This window comes from Aeromonas sp. s7(2024), assembly GCF_040907825.1.
Classification (GTDB): Bacteria; Pseudomonadota; Gammaproteobacteria; order Enterobacterales; family Aeromonadaceae; genus Aeromonas; species Aeromonas veronii.
The window spans coordinates 1-16,158 of sequence record NZ_JBFOCM010000033.1 but is presented as its reverse complement, the minus strand read 5'-3'; the positions used below and the strand labels follow the sequence as shown (position 1 = coordinate 16,158).

Annotated in this window: 17 protein-coding genes; 14 read left to right on the top strand and 3 right to left on the bottom strand. The window is 59.1% G+C overall.

Going from position 1 to position 16,158, the window contains the following annotated elements:
• Positions 1-8 precede the first annotated feature (8 nt).
• The 11 genes from rpoE (at position 9) to cysQ (ending at position 9,680) form a co-directional block, all read left to right on the top strand.
• Positions 9-590: an RNA polymerase sigma factor RpoE gene (gene rpoE, locus AB5Y73_RS13985; protein WP_005335411.1), complete on the top strand. Its 582-nt coding sequence runs from the start codon at positions 9-11 to the stop codon at positions 588-590.
• 22 nt (positions 591-612) lie between these two features.
• Positions 613-1,215 (top strand): sigma-E factor negative regulatory protein, encoded by a 603-nt coding sequence (locus AB5Y73_RS13980; protein ID WP_107683462.1) that lies wholly within the window; start codon positions 613-615, stop codon positions 1,213-1,215.
• A gap of 21 nt (positions 1,216-1,236) precedes the next feature.
• A complete protein-coding gene (locus AB5Y73_RS13975; protein ID WP_005335407.1) occupies positions 1,237-2,217 on the top strand; it encodes a MucB/RseB C-terminal domain-containing protein in 981 nt (326 codons plus the stop codon).
• Positions 2,218-2,310: 93 nt separating this feature from the next.
• The gene (locus AB5Y73_RS13970) at positions 2,311-2,772 is read left to right on the top strand and encodes a SoxR reducing system RseC family protein (protein ID WP_107683461.1); all 462 of its coding nucleotides are present in this window, start codon (positions 2,311-2,313) and stop codon (positions 2,770-2,772) included.
• 116 nt (positions 2,773-2,888) lie between these two features.
• Positions 2,889-4,682 (top strand): translation elongation factor 4, encoded by a 1,794-nt coding sequence (lepA, locus tag AB5Y73_RS13965; RefSeq protein ID WP_005335396.1) that lies wholly within the window; start codon positions 2,889-2,891, stop codon positions 4,680-4,682.
• A 3-nt stretch (positions 4,683-4,685) separates the two neighbouring features.
• The gene (gene lepB / locus AB5Y73_RS13960) at positions 4,686-5,609 is read left to right on the top strand and encodes a signal peptidase I (protein WP_005335395.1); all 924 of its coding nucleotides are present in this window, start codon (positions 4,686-4,688) and stop codon (positions 5,607-5,609) included.
• The gene (gene rnc / locus AB5Y73_RS13955) at positions 5,610-6,281 is read left to right on the top strand and encodes a ribonuclease III (protein ID WP_005335394.1); all 672 of its coding nucleotides are present in this window, start codon (positions 5,610-5,612) and stop codon (positions 6,279-6,281) included.
• Positions 6,278-7,177, top strand: coding sequence for a GTPase Era (gene era / locus AB5Y73_RS13950; RefSeq protein WP_042053921.1), 900 nt, complete (start codon positions 6,278-6,280; stop codon positions 7,175-7,177). The genes rnc and era overlap by 4 nt, the downstream gene beginning before the upstream one ends.
• The gene (gene recO / locus AB5Y73_RS13945; RefSeq protein WP_005335391.1) at positions 7,178-7,888 is read left to right on the top strand and encodes a DNA repair protein RecO; all 711 of its coding nucleotides are present in this window, start codon (positions 7,178-7,180) and stop codon (positions 7,886-7,888) included. It abuts the gene before it with no gap.
• Positions 7,889-7,972: 84 nt separating this feature from the next.
• Positions 7,973-8,710 carry a pyridoxine 5'-phosphate synthase gene (gene pdxJ, locus AB5Y73_RS13940; RefSeq protein WP_005340919.1) on the top strand — a complete coding sequence of 246 codons (738 nt, stop codon included), beginning with the start codon at positions 7,973-7,975 and terminating at the stop codon, positions 8,708-8,710.
• Between the two features lie 214 nt (positions 8,711-8,924).
• Entirely contained in the window at positions 8,925-9,680 is a 756-nt protein-coding gene (cysQ, locus tag AB5Y73_RS13935) for a 3'(2'),5'-bisphosphate nucleotidase CysQ (RefSeq protein ID WP_162895482.1), read from the top strand.
• 79 nt (positions 9,681-9,759) lie between these two features.
• Here cysQ and AB5Y73_RS13930 read toward each other — a convergent pair whose 3' ends face one another.
• From AB5Y73_RS13930 to AB5Y73_RS13920, 3 genes are all read right to left on the bottom strand, one after another.
• Positions 9,760-10,056 carry a YciI family protein gene (locus tag AB5Y73_RS13930; protein WP_107683459.1) on the bottom strand — a complete coding sequence of 99 codons (297 nt, stop codon included), beginning with the start codon at positions 10,054-10,056 and terminating at the stop codon, positions 9,760-9,762.
• Between the two features lie 24 nt (positions 10,057-10,080).
• The gene (locus AB5Y73_RS13925) at positions 10,081-10,644 is read right to left on the bottom strand and encodes a septation protein A (protein ID WP_043822692.1); all 564 of its coding nucleotides are present in this window, start codon (positions 10,642-10,644) and stop codon (positions 10,081-10,083) included.
• A 90-nt stretch (positions 10,645-10,734) separates the two neighbouring features.
• Complete coding sequence (locus tag AB5Y73_RS13920) at positions 10,735-12,258, bottom strand: aminotransferase class V-fold PLP-dependent enzyme (protein WP_107683458.1); 1,524 nt, start codon at positions 12,256-12,258, stop codon at positions 10,735-10,737.
• A gap of 175 nt (positions 12,259-12,433) precedes the next feature.
• On the opposite strand from AB5Y73_RS13920, the gene AB5Y73_RS13915 reads away from it, so the two are divergent.
• The 3 genes from AB5Y73_RS13915 to AB5Y73_RS13905 all read left to right on the top strand — a co-directional run.
• Entirely contained in the window at positions 12,434-13,069 is a 636-nt protein-coding gene (locus AB5Y73_RS13915) for a hemolysin III family protein (RefSeq protein ID WP_107683457.1), read from the top strand.
• Positions 13,070-13,196: 127 nt separating this feature from the next.
• Entirely contained in the window at positions 13,197-14,858 is a 1,662-nt protein-coding gene (locus AB5Y73_RS13910; protein WP_005335335.1) for a putative transporter, read from the top strand.
• Positions 14,859-15,089: 231 nt separating this feature from the next.
• On the top strand, positions 15,090-16,158 hold a 1,069-nt coding region (locus AB5Y73_RS13905; protein ID WP_368148089.1), incomplete at its 3' end, for a retention module-containing protein.

Genomic DNA, 16,158 nt, shown 5'->3' with positions numbered 1-16,158 from the left:
CGGCTCTGATGAGCGACCAGAATCTACTGGACGAACAGCTGGTTGAACGGGTCCAGCGCGGCGATAAAGCAGCTTTCAACCTGTTGGTAAAAAAATACCAGCATAAGGTGGTCAACCTGGTTGCCAGGTATGTCAACAATCCCGGTGATGTGCCCGATGTGGCGCAAGAGGCCTTTATAAAAGCCTACCGTGCATTGCCGACATTCCGTGGCGAAAGTGCTTTTTACACCTGGTTGTACCGAATTGCCGTGAACACGGCGAAGAATTATCTCACCTCCCAGGGGCGCAGGCCGCCCAGCAGTGATGTGGAGGCTGACGAAGCGGAGTCTTATGGTGGTGGTGAAGCCTTGCAAGAGGTCTCAACCCCCGAAAACCTGGCGCTGACTGACGAGATCAAACGCACCGTGTTTTCAGCCATAGAGGCATTGCCGGAAGACCTGAGGACAGCTATCACCCTCCGCGAACTGGAAGGGCTGAGCTACGAAGAGATTGCCGAAATCATGGATTGCCCAGTGGGTACGGTCAGATCCCGTATCTTCCGGGCGAGGGAAGCAATCGATAAAAAGCTGCAACCTCTGATCGAGAATTAACTGGGGAAAGACGGGTTAACTTATGGCAAATAAAGAGCAAATCTCTGCCCTGATGGATGGTGACCTGAGTGACGCAGAGGTACTGAACGAGCTGGAGATGGACTCCGACTTGCAAGATACCTGGGGTCGTTACCACCTGATCGGCGATGCCATGCGGGGTGACCTGCCGGTCAATCTGCAACTGGATCTCAGTGACAGCATTATGGCTGCGCTGGAGGATGAGCCCACCATACTGGCACCCAAGCCGGTCGAGACGGCTCCCGTGCTGCAACCTGTCGTTGCACCGGTCAAGACAGATGCCAATGTGGTTCCGTTGTTCCGCCGTGTCGGTCAGCAGCTGGGTCAATATGCCATTGCGGCATCCGTGGCCGCTGCCGTTATCTTCGGGGTGCAGCAGTATCAGGGGCATGATGGCGTTCCGGCCAATCCGGTGCTCAATACCATTCCAATCGGTGGCAGTGCGGCGCCTGTGAGTGTTCACTATCCGCAACAGGAGGGTGCCCGTGCCCGTCAGCAGGGGCTGACCGAACAGCAGATGCAGGAGCAGCGGGAGCGGATCAACGCCTTCCTGCGTGACCACCAGTTGCAGCAGCGCCTGTTGCAAGACAGACAGATCCAACAATAACGAATTGTCAGGGATACAAACGTGCGCCAGTCCAGCCGTATTTTGCTGGCCTCTCTCCTGCTGATCAGTGCCAAGGCCTCGGCCGACGATAAGTCGGCCGAGGCCTTGTTGCAGCAGATGCAGAGTGCCGTGCAGCAACAGAATTTCGAGTTGTCCATGGTCAAGGCCCGTCAGGGGCGTCTTGAACCGATCCGGATCAGCCATGCCGTGATCAATGGCAAGGAAGTGGCCCACCTCAGTTACCTCGACGGCAAGGCGATCGAGTATCTCCAGCGCCAGAACGAATACACCTTCTTTGAAAACAGCCACGATCCCTACACCCTGAAGGATGCCCGCTTCCCCGGCATCTGGTCGACCCTGGTGAAGATGCCGCTGGCGCAGGTGCTGGAGAGCTATGATCCAGTGCTGGCTGGTCGCAGCCGGGTCGCCGGTGTGGTGGCACAGGTGGTGAGGCTGGTGCCTAAAGAGGCCGATAAATATGGTTTCGTGCTCTGGATTGACGAGCAGAGCCACTTGCTGTTGCGGATCGACATGGTCGAGCGGGAAGGCAATCTGGTGGAGCAGGTACTTGGTGTCGAACTGGATCTGCAGAGCAAACCAGCCCCCTGGCTGGTGAAGCTGGCCAACAGCAAGCAGCCTCCGGCGCTGGCGCTGGAGGATGCTTATCCGGCGCCGCAACAGCAGTTGAACTGGCAGATCACCTGGTTGCCCGATGGCTTCAAGGTGCTGTCGCAAGACCGGCACCAGCTGGTGACCACCAGTATGCCGGTGGATTACATGATGCTCTCCGATGGGCTGGTGGATCTCTCGGTCTACGTCTCCCGGGTGGATCCCAAGCAGGCGGTGCGCCAGCAGCTGATCCGCCAGGGGGCGACTTCGCTGGTGAGCTATGTCAACGAGGTGGGGGTCGAGATCACCGTGGTCGGTGAGGTGCCTGCCGAGACTGCCAAGCGCATCGCCGAGTCGGTCCAGCCGCTGGCCCGCAACGAAGCGGTGCAGTAACGGGGGATGCGGGGTTCTTCCCCGCTTGCCGAGCGTGGCGAGTCGTGGTCAGATCCCCTGATTGTGTGAACCCGAGGTGTTGCCGTGAATGAGATGAGTGAAGAGCTGGCGACCGTGGTGGCCATTGAGGGTGACCATGCCTGGGTGGAGTGCGAACGGCGCTCTGCCTGCAGTGGTTGTCAGCAGCAATCCAGTTGCGGTACCGGCACCGTGGCGAAGGCGTTTCCCCTGAAAGCTCCCCGCTTGCGGGTCAGGCTGACCGCCGAGGTGTGGGTTGGCCAGCAAGTGAGGCTCGGTATCCCGCAGGAGAGTCTGCTGCGCGGGGCTGCGCTGGTCTATGTGTTGCCGCTGTTTTGCCTGCTGGCTGGCGCCTTGCTGGGGCAGCTCTGGCTGGCGCCGCTGCTCTCGGGCGGGGAGGGGATCACCATCCTCTGCTGCCTGCTGGGGGGCATGCTGGGCTTTTTACTGGTTCGTTACTTTTCCAACCGCCTGGATCAGGGGCGTTACGGCCCGCAGATGCTCGGCGTTGTCGTCCCTGTCCGCATCCTCCCCTGACTGAACAGGCGCTATTTCACTGGCGCTGGCGACTAAAGAATGGCCGTCAGCCGGGTTATCCAGTAAAATCGCGCCTCCATAACTGACCTTAACTAATTTTGAGTGACTCTTGCTCGATGAAACACATTCGTAACTTTTCGATTATTGCGCACATCGACCACGGTAAATCGACCCTGTCGGACCGTCTGATCCAGACTTGCGGTGGCTTGTCCGACCGCGAGATGCAGGCTCAGGTGCTTGACTCCATGGATCTGGAGCGCGAGCGCGGCATTACCATCAAAGCACAGAGTGTGACCCTGAACTACCAGGCACAAGACGGTAACACCTACCAGCTGAACTTTATCGACACCCCGGGCCACGTGGATTTCTCCTACGAGGTCTCCCGCTCTTTGGCGGCCTGTGAAGGGGCGCTGCTGGTGGTGGATGCCGGCCAGGGGGTTGAGGCACAGACTCTGGCCAACTGCTATACCGCCATGGAAATGGATCTGGAAGTGGTGCCGGTGCTGAACAAGATTGACCTGCCGGCTGCAGAGCCGGAGCGGGTTGCCGAGGAGATCGAAGACATCGTCGGTATCGACGCGGTTGATGCAGTGCGCTGCTCCGCCAAGACTGGTCTGGGTGTTGATCTGGTGCTGGAAGAGATCGTCGCCAAGATCCCGGCACCGGAAGGTGACCCGGATGCCCCACTGCAGGCGCTGATCATCGACTCCTGGTTCGACTCCTATCTGGGCGTTGTCTCTTTGGTGCGGATCAAGAACGGTTCCCTGAAGAAGAACGACAAGATCAAGGTGATGAGCACCGGTCAGGTGTGGGGTGTCGATCGTATCGGTATCTTCACGCCCAAGCAGGTGGATACCCAGGGTCTGGGTTGCGGCGAGGTAGGTTGGGTTGTCTGCGGTATCAAGGACATCCACGGCGCGCCGGTGGGCGATACCCTGACTCAGGCCAAGAACGGTGCCGACAAGGCGCTGGCTGGCTTCAAGAAGGTGAAGCCGCAGGTTTATGCGGGTCTGTTCCCCATCTCCAGCGATGACTACGAGTCGTTCCGTGACGCCCTCGACAAGCTCTCCCTGAACGATGCCTCCCTGTTCTTCGAACCGGAGAGCTCCACTGCGCTGGGCTTCGGCTTCCGTTGTGGCTTCCTCGGCATGCTGCACATGGAGATCATTCAGGAGCGTCTGGAGCGTGAATACGATCTGGATCTGATCACCACGGCGCCGACCGTAGTGTACGAGATCGAGCTGACCGACGGCTCCACTATCCATATCGACAGCCCGGCCCAGATGCCCGCCATCACCAGCATCAAGGAGATGCGCGAGCCGATCGCCGAGTGTCATATCCTGCTGCCGCAGGAGTACATGGGCAACGTGATCACCCTCTGTATCGAGAAGCGTGGCGTGCAGACCAACATGGTCTACCACGGCAAGCAGGTGGCGCTGACCTATGAAATCCCGATGGCGGAAGTGGTGCTCGACTTCTTCGACCGTCTGAAATCCACCAGTCGCGGTTACGCCTCGCTGGACTACGGCTTCAAGCGTTTCGAAACCTCCGACATGGTCCGTTTGGATATCATGATCAACGGTGAGCGCGTCGATGCCCTGGCCATCATCACCCACAAGGACAACGCCCAGTATCGCGGTCGTCAGGTGGTGGAGAAGATGCGCGAGCTGATCCCGCGCCAGATGTTCGATATCGCCATTCAGGCGGCCATCGGCAACCAGATCATCGCACGCAGCACCGTCAAGGCTCTGCGTAAAGACGTAACCGCCAAGTGCTACGGTGGTGACGTGAGTCGTAAGAAGAAACTGCTGAACAAGCAGAAAGAAGGTAAGAAGCGGATGAAGTCCCTCGGCCGTGTCGACGTGCCGCAGGAAGCCTTCCTCGCGATTCTCCACGTCGGAAAGGATTAATAGATGGCAAGCACGTTTTCCCTGATCCTGGTGGTGGTCTGCGCGATCACCGGTGTTATCTGGTGTCTGGACAAGATGATTTGGTCCAAGCAGCGCGCCGCCAAGATTGCCGTGGCTCGTGCCCATGGCGGTGCCCACCTGGATGAGAAGACCCTGGCCAAGGTGGCCCCCGTGCCGGTCTGGATTGAGCAGACCGCCGGGGTCTTCCCGGTCATCACCTTTGTGCTGATCCTGCGTTCGTTCATTTTTGAACCGTTCCAGATCCCGTCAGGTTCCATGATGCCCACCCTGCTGGTGGGCGACTTCATCCTAGTGGAAAAATTTGCCTATGGTCTGCGGGACCCGGTGACCAACACCAAGTTCCTCGAGACTGGCGAGCCCAAGCGTGGCGACGTGGTGGTGTTCAAGTATCCCCTTGAACCGCGCGTTGACTACATCAAGCGGGTGGTCGGCATGCCGGGTGATCGGGTTATCTATCGCAACAAGGAGCTGATGATCCGGCCCAAGTGCGAGGAGCAGGAAGGGAAAACGTGCCCGGGCTTCAAGAAGCTCGACGTCAAGTTTGAACAAAGAGGCGAATTTACCCAGATGGGGATCCCCCTTGACCGCTATACCGAGCAGTTGGGTGATGTCTCCCACGAGACCCTGCGCAATCCACTGATGCCCGACATGGTTGGCCGTTACTATCGCCAGCCCGGCACCTACCCCGACGAGTGGGTGGTACCGGAAGGCCAGTATTTCGTGATGGGCGACAACCGCGACAACAGCACCGACAGCCGCTTTTGGGGCTTTGTGCCCGAGCAGAATCTGGTCGGCAAGGCGGTCGCTATCTGGATAAGTTTTGAATTCGAGCGCGAAGAAGGCTCCCTGCTGCCAAGTTGGGTACCGACAGGTGTGCGCTTCAACCGCATTGGCGGAATCAAGTAAATGAATATCAAGATGAACAGACTGCAGTCCCGTCTCGGGCATGTCTTTGCGGATCTGGAACTGCTGACCCGCGCGCTGACTCACCGCAGCGCCGGCTCCCGTCACAATGAACGACTGGAATTTCTGGGTGACTCGATTTTGAGTCTGGTGATTGCCGACGATCTCTTCCACCGCTTCCCGCAAGCGGCGGAAGGGGATCTCAGCCGGATGCGCGCCACCCTGGTGCGCGAGAAGACCCTGGCCGAACTGGGCCGGGAGTTTGATCTCGGGGATCACCTGATCCTCGGTCCCGGCGAACTCAAGAGCGGCGGTTTTCGCCGCGAATCCATTCTGGCCGATACGGTCGAGGCGGTGATCGGTGCCGTCTATCTGGATACCAATCTTGAGACGGTGCGGACACTGCTGCTGAGCTGGTACGCCAGCCGCCTGGAAGAGATCAAGCCGGGCATCGAGCAGAAAGATCCCAAGACCCGTCTGCAAGAAATTTTGCAGGGAAGCCGCAAATCCCTGCCGACCTACACTGTGACCAACGTCAAGGGCGAGGCACACAACCAGGAGTTCACCGTCCAGTGTGACGTGGAAGGTCTGGATGGTCCCCTCGTCGGGGTCGGCACCAGCCGTCGCAAGGCCGAACAGGCCGCGGCGCAGCAAGCATTGGAAAAACTGTCATGACAGATACCACCTACTGCGGCTTTGTCGCCATCGTGGGCCGCCCGAACGTGGGCAAGTCCACCCTGCTCAACAAGCTGCTTGGCCAGAAGGTCAGCATTACCTCGAAGAAGCCCCAGACCACCCGTCACCGGATTTTGGGGATCGACACCGAGGAGAACTACCAGACCATCTATGTAGATACCCCGGGTCTGCACATTGAAGAGAAACGGGCCATCAACCGTCTGATGAACCGTGCCGCCACCAGTTCGCTGGGTGATGTGGCCATGGTGGTGTTCATGGTCGACGGTACCCACTGGACCAAAGACGACGAGATGGTGCTGGGCAAGCTGCGCAATCTCAAGTGCCCTGTGGTGCTGGCGGTCAACAAGATCGACAACGTCAAAGAGAAAGAAGATCTGCTGCCCCACCTCGAGTGGCTGGGCCAACAGATGAACTTCGCCCATATTCTGCCCATCAGTGCCGAAAAGGGCACCAACGTGGAGAAGATCCGCGAGTGGGCCAAGGATCTGCTGCCGGAAAACGTCCACTTCTTCCCGGAAGATTACGTGACTGACCGCTCCTCCCGCTTTATGGCCTCCGAAATCATCCGCGAGAAGCTGATGCGCTTCACCGGTGAGGAGCTGCCCTACTCGGTGACGGTGGAGATCGAGCGCTTCAAGGTGGAAGAGAACGGCCTCTACCACATCCACGGCCTGATCCTGGTCGAGCGCGATGGCCAGAAGAAGATGGTCATCGGCAACAAGGGCGAGAAGATCAAGACCATAGGCACCGAAGCGCGCCTCGATATGGAACGTCTGTTCCAGAACAAGGTGCACCTCGAGCTGTGGGTCAAGGTCAAATCCGGTTGGGCTGACGATGAGCGCGCCCTGCGCAGCCTCGGGTATGGCGACGACTGATTGCTGACCCCGGCTTTCGTCATCCACAGTCGGCCCTATCGGGAGACCAGCCAGCTGGTCGAGGTCTTCACCCAGGATAGTGGCCGATTTACTCTGGTGGCTCGCGGTTCTCGCGGGCCACGCTCCCCTCTCAAGGGGCTGCTGCAACCCTTTACCCTGCTCACCATCGCCTGGCGCGGCAAGGGGGATCTCAAGAACCTCACCCAAGTCGAATGCCCGGATCACTCCCTGCGTCTCGGTGGCGATCGCCTCTTCTACGGCCTCTATCTCAACGAGTTGGTCTACTACCTGCTGGAAGCGCACACCCCGTTCCCCGAAGTATTCGACGCCTATGCTCGTGCCATCATGGCGCTGGCCGACGGCGAGACGCCGGAGCTGCCGCTGCGTCGCTTCGAGTTCCTGCTGTTGCAGGCGCTCGGTTATGCGGTGGATTTCGAATACACGGCGGACGACGAGTCGCCCATCGAGCCGACCCTGCTCTATGGCTTCGAGCGTGAATTGGGCTTTGTTGCTTGCGAGCGGGCGCCGGATCCCCGTACCCTGTTTCTCGGTGCCCACCTGCTCGCCTTTGCCGAGGGACGTTTCGATACCCCTCCCTTGCTGCAGGCGGCCAAACGTTTCAGCCGATTGGCACTGCAACCCTATCTGGGCAAGCGCCAGCTAAAGAGCCGGGAGCTGTTTTTAAAACGCAAAGCCAGTATGCAAGGCTGACACAGATTACAGACATACGGATATTGGCGCGGTGTGATTCGCTGACCGCGCAGTCAACAGATGAAGCCTTTCAAGGAGTTCTCAATGAGTGAAATCTATCTGGGTGTGAACATCGACCATATCGCCACCCTGCGCAACGCCCGTGGCACCCAGTATCCTGATCCGGTACAGGCCGCGTTCGTGGCCGAGCAGGCCGGGGCCGATGGCATTACCGTGCATCTGCGTGAAGATCGCCGCCACATCACCGACCGCGATGTGGAGATCCTGCGCCAGACTATCCAGACCAGAATGAACCTGGAGATGGCTGTGACCGAAGAGATGATCGGCATCGCCTGCCGCATCAAGCCCCACTTCGTCTGTCTGGTGCCGGAGAAGCGCACCGAAGTGACCACTGAGGGCGGTCTGGACGTGGCCGGTCAGCTGGCCAAGGTGACTGACGCTGTTGCCCGTCTCTCCGCTGTGGGGGCCCAGGTTTCGCTCTTTATCGATGCCGATCCCATCCAGATCGATGCGGCTGCCGAGAGTGGCGCCCCCTTTATCGAGATCCATACCGGCCGTTACGCCGATGCCACCACCGATGCCGAGCGTAACGCCGAGTTCAAGCGCATCGCCGCCGGTGCCTCCTATGCCGCTGGCAAGGGCTTGAAGGTCAATGCCGGTCACGGCCTGCACTACCACAACGTCAAGGCCATCGCCGCCATCCCCGAGCTCTATGAGCTCAACATCGGCCACGCCATCATCGGCCGCGCCGCCTTCGATGGCCTGGCCAAGGCCGTGAGCGATATGCGCCTGCTGATGCAGGAAGCCCGTCAGGGGATCTGAGTTGCAAAATAGGCCCGCGGCCTGAGACTGGCCGCTAGAAATAACAAGGGACGCCACGGCGTCCTTTGTTATTTCAGGTGTTGTTCAAGTGAGGACAATGGGCTGGCGGCCACCGAGCTGTAATAACCCAGCACAATCGGCTATAAGCAGTTGATGTCAAAAGGGTTACACTGGTTGACCCTGTGAGTTGGACGAGATTGTTATGGATCATCCCCTGTACCACCCCGATATCACCGAACTTGAACCTGTCGCCCGCGCGGCGGGGGCGGCCATCATGGCCATCTACAGCCAGCCCTTCGCTGTGGAGTACAAGAGCGACGAGAGTCCGCTGACCGCGGCCGACAAGGGGGCTCATGAGGTGATAGTGCAGGCGTTGGCACGGCTGACTCCTGATATCCCTGTGCTGTCGGAGGAGTCAGGGCCCGAGGTGATGGCGGTGCGTCATTGCTGGTCCCGCTACTGGCTGGTGGATCCCCTCGATGGCACCAAGGAGTTTGTCTCCCGCAACGGTGAGTTCACCGTCAATATCGCGCTGATTGAAGAGGGGGCACCGCGCTGGGGGCTAGTCTATGCCCCTGTGCTGGACAAGCTCTGGTATGGCGGAAAGGGTCTCGGTGCCTGGCGCATCGCCGATGGCAAGCGCGAGCCTATCCAGACCCGGCCTCATCGTGAAGGCGAGGCGTGGCGAGTGGTGGGCAGTCGCAACCACCTGTCGCAGGAGACCCTCGATTTCTTGGCTCCTTTTGGCGAGCTCGAGCTGGTCTCCATGGGCAGCTCCCTCAAGTTCTGCATCATTGCCGAGGGGGGGGCCGAGCTCTATCCGCGCCTCGCCCCCACCTGCGAGTGGGATACCGGCGCTGCGCAGGCGGTGCTGGAGGGGGCCGGTGGCAGCGTCACCCAACTCGATGGCTCGTCCCTTGTCTACAACAAGCCCGATATTCTCAACCCCTGGTTTGTCGCCAGGGCGTAAGCCTGATGTCGGGATGCAAAAAGGCCGGACTGGAGTGAACTTCCAGTCCGGCCTTTTTTATTTCGCTATGCGCTTCGGGTCAGAAGACCTTTTTGAACGGCTTGATGGTCACTTTGGCATAGACGCCAGCTGCCACATAGGGATCGGCATCGGCCCAGGCTTGGGCATCCGCCAGCGAGGCAAACTCGGCGATGACGGTGCTGCCGGTAAAACCTGCATCGGCCGGATCCTCGGCATCGATGGCCGGGTTGGGGCCGGCGGTCAGCAGGCGACCCTCATCCTGCAGGGCTTGCAGTCGGGCCAGATGGGCAGGGCGAACCTGCTTGCGCAGTGGCAGGCTATCGGGGACATCTTCGGAGTAGATGAGATACCACATGAGAGGATCCTTTTCTGATGAGGGTTATTCTTTGGGTTCGTCTTTTTGCTGGGACAACTGCTCGGCAGGGATGTGGCGATAGAGATAGACGCCGCTCAGCAGGGTAAAGACCAGCGTCATCCCCAGCAGACCGAACACCTTGAAGTTGACCCACATCTCTTGCGGCAGGTTGAACGCCACGTAGAGGTTGAGCAGGCCACAGACGGTAAAGAAGCCGACCCAGCCGAGATTGACCTTGTCCCAGACTGCATCGGGTGCTTGCAGCTCCTTGGCCAGCATCTGTTTGATCAGATTCTTGCCAAAGCCGTAGCGGCTGATAAGCAGACCCAGTGCGAACAGCACGTTGATGACAGTCACTTTCCACTTGATAAAGGTGTCATCGTGGAAGAAGACGGTGAGGCCGCCGAAGAAGCCGACCAGCAGGAAGGTAAAGAGCTGCATCTTCTCGACCTTGCGATAGCGGATCCAGCTATAGGCGAGCTGCAGACCGGTGACCACCACCAGTGCGCCGGTAGCCATGTAGATGTCGTAAAACTTGTAGACCGCAAAGAAAACGATAAGTGGAATAAATTCAATAAATTGCTTCATTGTTGGCGCCTAGTCCTCAAAGATGGCCTGCAAATTTCGCCCAGTCTACCTGTACAGCAGACAACGGCAAATGAATAAGACCGCTCATTTTTACGCCGGTTCCGCGCCGTCGCCAAACAGTTGGCGTGCAATGGAGATCCCCAGTCGCTGCTGATCGGCCAGCAGTTCACGGATATGGCGCTCTTCGATAAGCGGGTTGAGCAGCACGGCGCGCAGCAGGGTGAGCGGTTGGGCGCCGTAGCGCAACACAGCGCGCTGGGTGCGGGAGACAAAGCTGTGCCCCTCGGCCCGCTGGGCTTTTTGTAGCGCCACGTTGAAGGCGTTGATCTGCTCGTTGGCCGCTTCGTCCAGCACCTTGCCCTGCAGATGGGGCGGGATGCAGCGGTAGGAGAGCAGGTTCATCACCGGAGCAGACATCAACTCGAAGGCAGGATCGCTTTCGATGAGCTCTGCCATCAGTCGGGCCCGGTCGTAGTTGGCTTCGATAAGCTCGGCATAGCCTCGCTGGCCGAAGAGCTGGAAGGCGGCGTCCAGATAGAGGGCATTGGCCGGGCGGGTGCCCTCCAGGGTAAAGCGACCCTGATCGAACGAGGTGGCGCGAATGGCATAGGGCGCCTCCCGCTTGACTGCCATCATCAGGTCGGGCTGGCGGCAGAGCAGCATGCCGGTACCGAGTGGCACCAGCAGCTGTTTGTGGCCATCCAGTGTGACGGTGTCGGCCTGCTCAATGCCGGTCAGCAGGCCTTGATAGCGGGGGGAGAAGAGGGTCGGGCCGCCCCAGGCGGCATCCACGTGAAAGTGGATCTGCTCGCGCTCGGCGATGGCCGCCAGTTCTGGTAGCGGATCGATGGAGCCAAAGTCAGTACTGCCCGCCACGCCGACCAGCGCCAGCACCTTGAGTTTCTGTTCCTTGCACTGGATCAGTGCCTGCTCCAGCGCAGCCAGACTGAGCCGGTTCTGCTCGTCAGTCTCAAGGCGCCAGACGCTTCGGGCGCCCAATCCCAGCAGATCCATCCCCTTGTCGAAGGAGTAGTGCATCAGCCGGGAACCCAGAATGACGGCGCCGCGATAGCCCTGCTCATAGAGGGCGAACAGGTTGTCGCCACAGGCGCGGTTGCGGGCCAGCCACAGTGCCGTGACATTGGCGATGGTACCGCCGCTGGTCATGACGCCGAGAGCGGCATCCTTGGCATGCATCTGCTCGCCGTAGAAGGCATCGTCCCTGCCATAGATGAGACGGTGCAGCTTGGCCAGCACCTCCCGCTCCAGAAAGCTGAGCAGGCGGGAGGACTCCATCTTCATCGGATTCTGGTTGAGCATCACCAGCAGGCGCGACAGCTCGGCGGTATAGGCCGGCAGTGGCGCGGTCATGTGGCCCATGTAGCGTGGCGAAGTGAGGTGAGAGGCACCGGGTACCAGAGTAGCCAGCCGCGCCAGATACTCCTCGATAGGTTGGCCGACTGCAGGCATGCGGGATTGATCGAGCTGGTGGGTGAACAGGTCGCGCTGATAGGGGGCCTGACTGTCGTCGGAGTGGTGGAAGCTCTCCAGCAAGGTGTTCATCGCCTCGCCAAAGGCGGGATCCGCTTGTGCAAACAGCTCAGTCAACTTCATCAGGTTCTCCAGACCAGGTCACCGGGGTAGGTGTCTATGCCGCTTGTCTCGGGCATCGGCGGCAGAGCATACACCAAAGGGGGGCGGGTGACAGCCATCCCCTTTTTTAAGCGAACACTTGTACTCCGAAATGGTGCTGGGTAGAGTGAGCCACAGTTATTGTGGAGTTGATGTTATGAGTGGTGTGATGGATTACTCCCCCCGGGAGGAGCTGGCAAACCGGCTGAGTCATGGTGCGGGATTGTTGCTGGGGATTGTCGGACTGGTGTTGTTGCTCATCAAAGGATGGGGGCAGGGTACGCAGGCGCTGGTGAGTTACAGCCTTTATGGCGGCAGTCTGGTGCTGCTCTATCTCGCCTCGACCCTCTATCACAGCATGGCGGAAGGGCGGGCCAGACGTTGGTGCAAGGTGTTTGATCACTGCGCCATCTATCTGCTGATTGCCGGCACCTATACCCCCTTCCTGCTGGTGGCGCTCGACACGCCGCTGGCGAAGGGCTTGATGGTGGTGATCTGGGCCCTGGCGCTGGCTGGTGTGGTGTTCAAGCTGGTGTTTATCAACCGCTTCAAGAAGTTGTCGCTCTTTACCTACCTGATGTTGGGCTGGCTGTCGCTGGTGGTCATCTATCAGCTCTATATCCATCTGGCCGGTGAGGGGCTGCTGCTGCTCGGGCTTGGTGGCCTTATCTACAGCCTCGGGGTCATCTTCTATGTGGCCAAGCAGATCCCCTATAACCACGCCATCTGGCATCTCTTTGTGCTGGGTGGCAGCGTTTGTCACTTTGTGGCCATTTACGGCTACATCGCCTAACGTCTTGCAACTAGCCCTTAATTGGTATTTTTGGCGCGTAAAAGGATAAATTCGTGCGGTATCACACAGTTGGCATCAGCGTTTGCTGACAAGCTAGGGCCAGTTCAATTCGCAAAGGATGCACGAAATGAGTGAAATCGCGCTTTCCATCAGCATGTTGTCGCTGGTGGCAGTGCTAGGACTCTGGCTGGGAAACTGGCGAGTCTATGGCGTTGGCTTGGGAATAGGGGGGGTGCTGTTCGGCGGCATCATAGTGGGTCACTTTGCAGGCGCCTCCGATCTCGCGCTGGATGCACAAACGCTTCACTTTATTCAAGAATTTGGCCTGATCCTGTTTGTCTATACCATCGGCATCCAGGTTGGGCCGGGTTTCTTCTCGTCATTGCGCAGTTCGGGTCTCAAACTCAACGCCTTTGCCGCTTTGCTGGTCATCCTTGGCTGCGTGGTGGCCGCAGGCTTGCATCAATTTTTCGATGTGCCGTTGCCGGTCATTCTGGGGGTCTTCTCCGGTGCCGTCACCAATACGCCATCCCTCGGTGCGGGCCAGCAGATCCTGGCCGAGCTGGGCGCCGCGCCCGGTTCGACCGGCCTGATGGGAATGGGCTATGCGGTTGCCTATCCGTTTGGTATCTGTGGCATTTTGCTCACCATGTGGCTGGTTAGGGTCTTCTTTCGCATCAAGATCGACGATGAAGCCGCCCAGTTCGAGCTACAAACCGGTAAAACCAAGGAGAGCTTGCAGACCATCAACATCGCGGTGCGCAACCCCAACATGCACGGCCTGATGCTGAGCGAGATCCCGAGTCTCGACGAGTCTGATGTCATCTGTTCACGGCTCAAACGGGGCGATGAGCTGATGGTGCCACGGCCGGAATCCCGTATCGAACTGGGTGACTTGCTGCACCTGGTGGGTGAGCGCCACGCGCTGCACAAGGTGTTGCTGGTATTGGGGGAGGAGGTGGAGACCTCGCTCTCGACCCGCGGCACCGATCTGCGAGTCGAGCGGGTTGTGGTGACCAACGAGCAGGTTCTTGGCAAGAAGATCCGCGATCTGGACATCAAACAACGCTATGACGTGGTGATCTCCCGTCTCAACCGTGCCGGTATCGAACTGGTGCCGACCAGCCAGACCAGCCTGCAGTTTGGTGACATCCTCAACCTGGTTGGCCGTCTCGACGCCATCGAGGCCGTGACCAATGTGGTCGGCAACGTGCAGCAAAAGCTGCAGCAGGTGCAGATGTTGCCGGTATTTATCGGGATTGGCCTTGGCGTATTGCTCGGCTCCATCCCCTTCTATCTGCCCGGTTTCCCGGCCGCCCTCAAGCTGGGTCTGGCGGGCGGGCCGTTGGTGGTGGCGCTGATCCTGTCGCGGATTGGCAGCATCGGCAAGCTCTACTGGTTCATGCCCCCCAGTGCCAACCTGGCGCTGCGGGAGATCGGCATCGTGCTGTTTCTGGCTGTGGTCGGCTTCAAGTCCGGTGCCGGTTTCGTCGATACCCTGATCAATGGTGATGGCCCAGCCTGGATGCTCTACGGCATGGCGATCACCCTGATCCCGCTGCTGGTGGTCGGTGTGCTGGCGCGCCTCTATGGCAAGATGAACTATCTGACCCTGTGCGGCTTGCTGGCCGGCTCCATGACAGATCCTCCCGCGTTGGCCTTTGCCAACGCCATGCACCCGACCAGTGGCGCCAGTGCGCTCTCATACGCCACTGTCTACCCGCTGGTGATGTTCCTGCGGATCATCTCGCCACAGCTGCTGGCTATCATCCTCTGGGCGGGAGCATAGGGTTCATCCTGACGGGAGCATGCCTTGTCATGCTCCTGTCATTACTCTGTAATCTATTGATAATTTTGGTTTTTGCTATTCTCACAACCTCGTTTTACACACTTCTGTCTGGCTGAACAGTTCAGCCTCAAATCTCCCTATCCTTTCGAATTTTCGAGCTGGTTATTTTTGCCATGTGTATGCACAGTAAGATGTGGCTTGTTGCATTCAAATCAGGATTCAGGAGAGAACATGATTACCAATGCCGTTACCTTGGAACAGGGCGTAACCGTAACCCAACTTAAAGGACAAATTTATCTGGTTGCCGCAGATGGCAGCCGGAAGCTGTTGGCTGAAGGGGATGTGCTGCCGAAAGGGGCTGTGATCATGTCGCCGGATGGCGCCAGTTTCATGGGGGGCGGACAGTCGTTCACTGTGCAACCGGCCAGCGAACAGAGTGAGCCTGCCGAAGAGGGGGATGTCCCCCAGCTGGCGCAAAATGGTGCAGCCGGCACTCCTGATGATATCAATGCCCTGCAACAGGCGATCTTGGGTGGCGCTGATCCGACCCAGGCCTTTGAAGCATCTGCCGCAGGCGGTGCGCCTGCTGCCGGTGGTGGCGGTATTGGTGGTGTCGCCGGTGCCAGTGGCAACGGCGGTTTTGTCACCATCGACCGTACCGGTTCCGAAACCATCGCAGAGGCCACCTTCGATACCACCTACAACGCCAATGGTGAGCCGCCGCTTGGTGCTGCTGGCGAAGATGAAGTATTTGACCTTACGCCCCCTACCATTTCCGTCGTCGCGCCAGACAATACCAATGACACCACTCCGACCCTGACCGGAACCACAGATGCTCCTGTTGGCAGCATCGTCACCCTGCTGGTCACCGATGCAAACGGTAATCAACAAACCCTGACCGCTATCGTCACACCCAGCGGTACCTTCACCGTGGATGTGGTTACTCCTTTGGCCGAGGGTTCTTATACCGTTACCGCCACGGTGACCGATCCTGCGGGGAATTCCGGTAGTGCTACCGACGGCGGCAGCGTTGACGCCACGGCACCAGCGGTGAGCCTCACGATCACTGACGATACCAACGATGATGGCCTGCTCAGCAGCGCTGAGCTCAGCGGTCAAGTGAACTACCAGGTTGCTCTCGGCGCCGGTACTGCCCTTGGTGATACCCTGGTGATTGTCGACCAGGACGGTAACGAGCTGTTTAATGGTGCGGTCACTCAAGCCATGCTGGATAACGGCCTGAGCCTGGCCGTTGATGCCCCTGCTGATGGTCAAACCCTGACCTTGACCGCCACGGTCA

Bases quoted from the DNA above. Each gene is read 5' to 3' on its own strand.
- rpoE (WP_005335411.1), top strand. From the start codon at position 9: ATGAGCGACCAGAATCTACTGGACGAACAGCTGGTTGAACGGGTCCAG.
- AB5Y73_RS13980 (WP_107683462.1), top strand. From the start codon at position 613: ATGGCAAATAAAGAGCAAATCTCTGCCCTGATGGATGGTGACCTGAGT.
- AB5Y73_RS13970 (WP_107683461.1), top strand. From the start codon at position 2,311: ATGAGTGAAGAGCTGGCGACCGTGGTGGCCATTGAGGGTGACCATGCC.
- lepA (WP_005335396.1), top strand. From the start codon at position 2,889: ATGAAACACATTCGTAACTTTTCGATTATTGCGCACATCGACCACGGT.
- lepB (WP_005335395.1), top strand. From the start codon at position 4,686: ATGGCAAGCACGTTTTCCCTGATCCTGGTGGTGGTCTGCGCGATCACC.
- rnc (WP_005335394.1), top strand. From the start codon at position 5,610: ATGAATATCAAGATGAACAGACTGCAGTCCCGTCTCGGGCATGTCTTT.
- era (WP_042053921.1), top strand. From the start codon at position 6,278: ATGACAGATACCACCTACTGCGGCTTTGTCGCCATCGTGGGCCGCCCG.
- pdxJ (WP_005340919.1), top strand. From the start codon at position 7,973: ATGAGTGAAATCTATCTGGGTGTGAACATCGACCATATCGCCACCCTG.
- AB5Y73_RS13930 (WP_107683459.1), bottom strand. From the start codon at position 10,056: ATGTGGTATCTCATCTACTCCGAAGATGTCCCCGATAGCCTGCCACTG.
- AB5Y73_RS13925 (WP_043822692.1), bottom strand. From the start codon at position 10,644: ATGAAGCAATTTATTGAATTTATTCCACTTATCGTTTTCTTTGCGGTC.
- AB5Y73_RS13920 (WP_107683458.1), bottom strand. From the start codon at position 12,258: ATGAAGTTGACTGAGCTGTTTGCACAAGCGGATCCCGCCTTTGGCGAG.
- AB5Y73_RS13915 (WP_107683457.1), top strand. From the start codon at position 12,434: ATGAGTGGTGTGATGGATTACTCCCCCCGGGAGGAGCTGGCAAACCGG.
- AB5Y73_RS13910 (WP_005335335.1), top strand. From the start codon at position 13,197: ATGAGTGAAATCGCGCTTTCCATCAGCATGTTGTCGCTGGTGGCAGTG.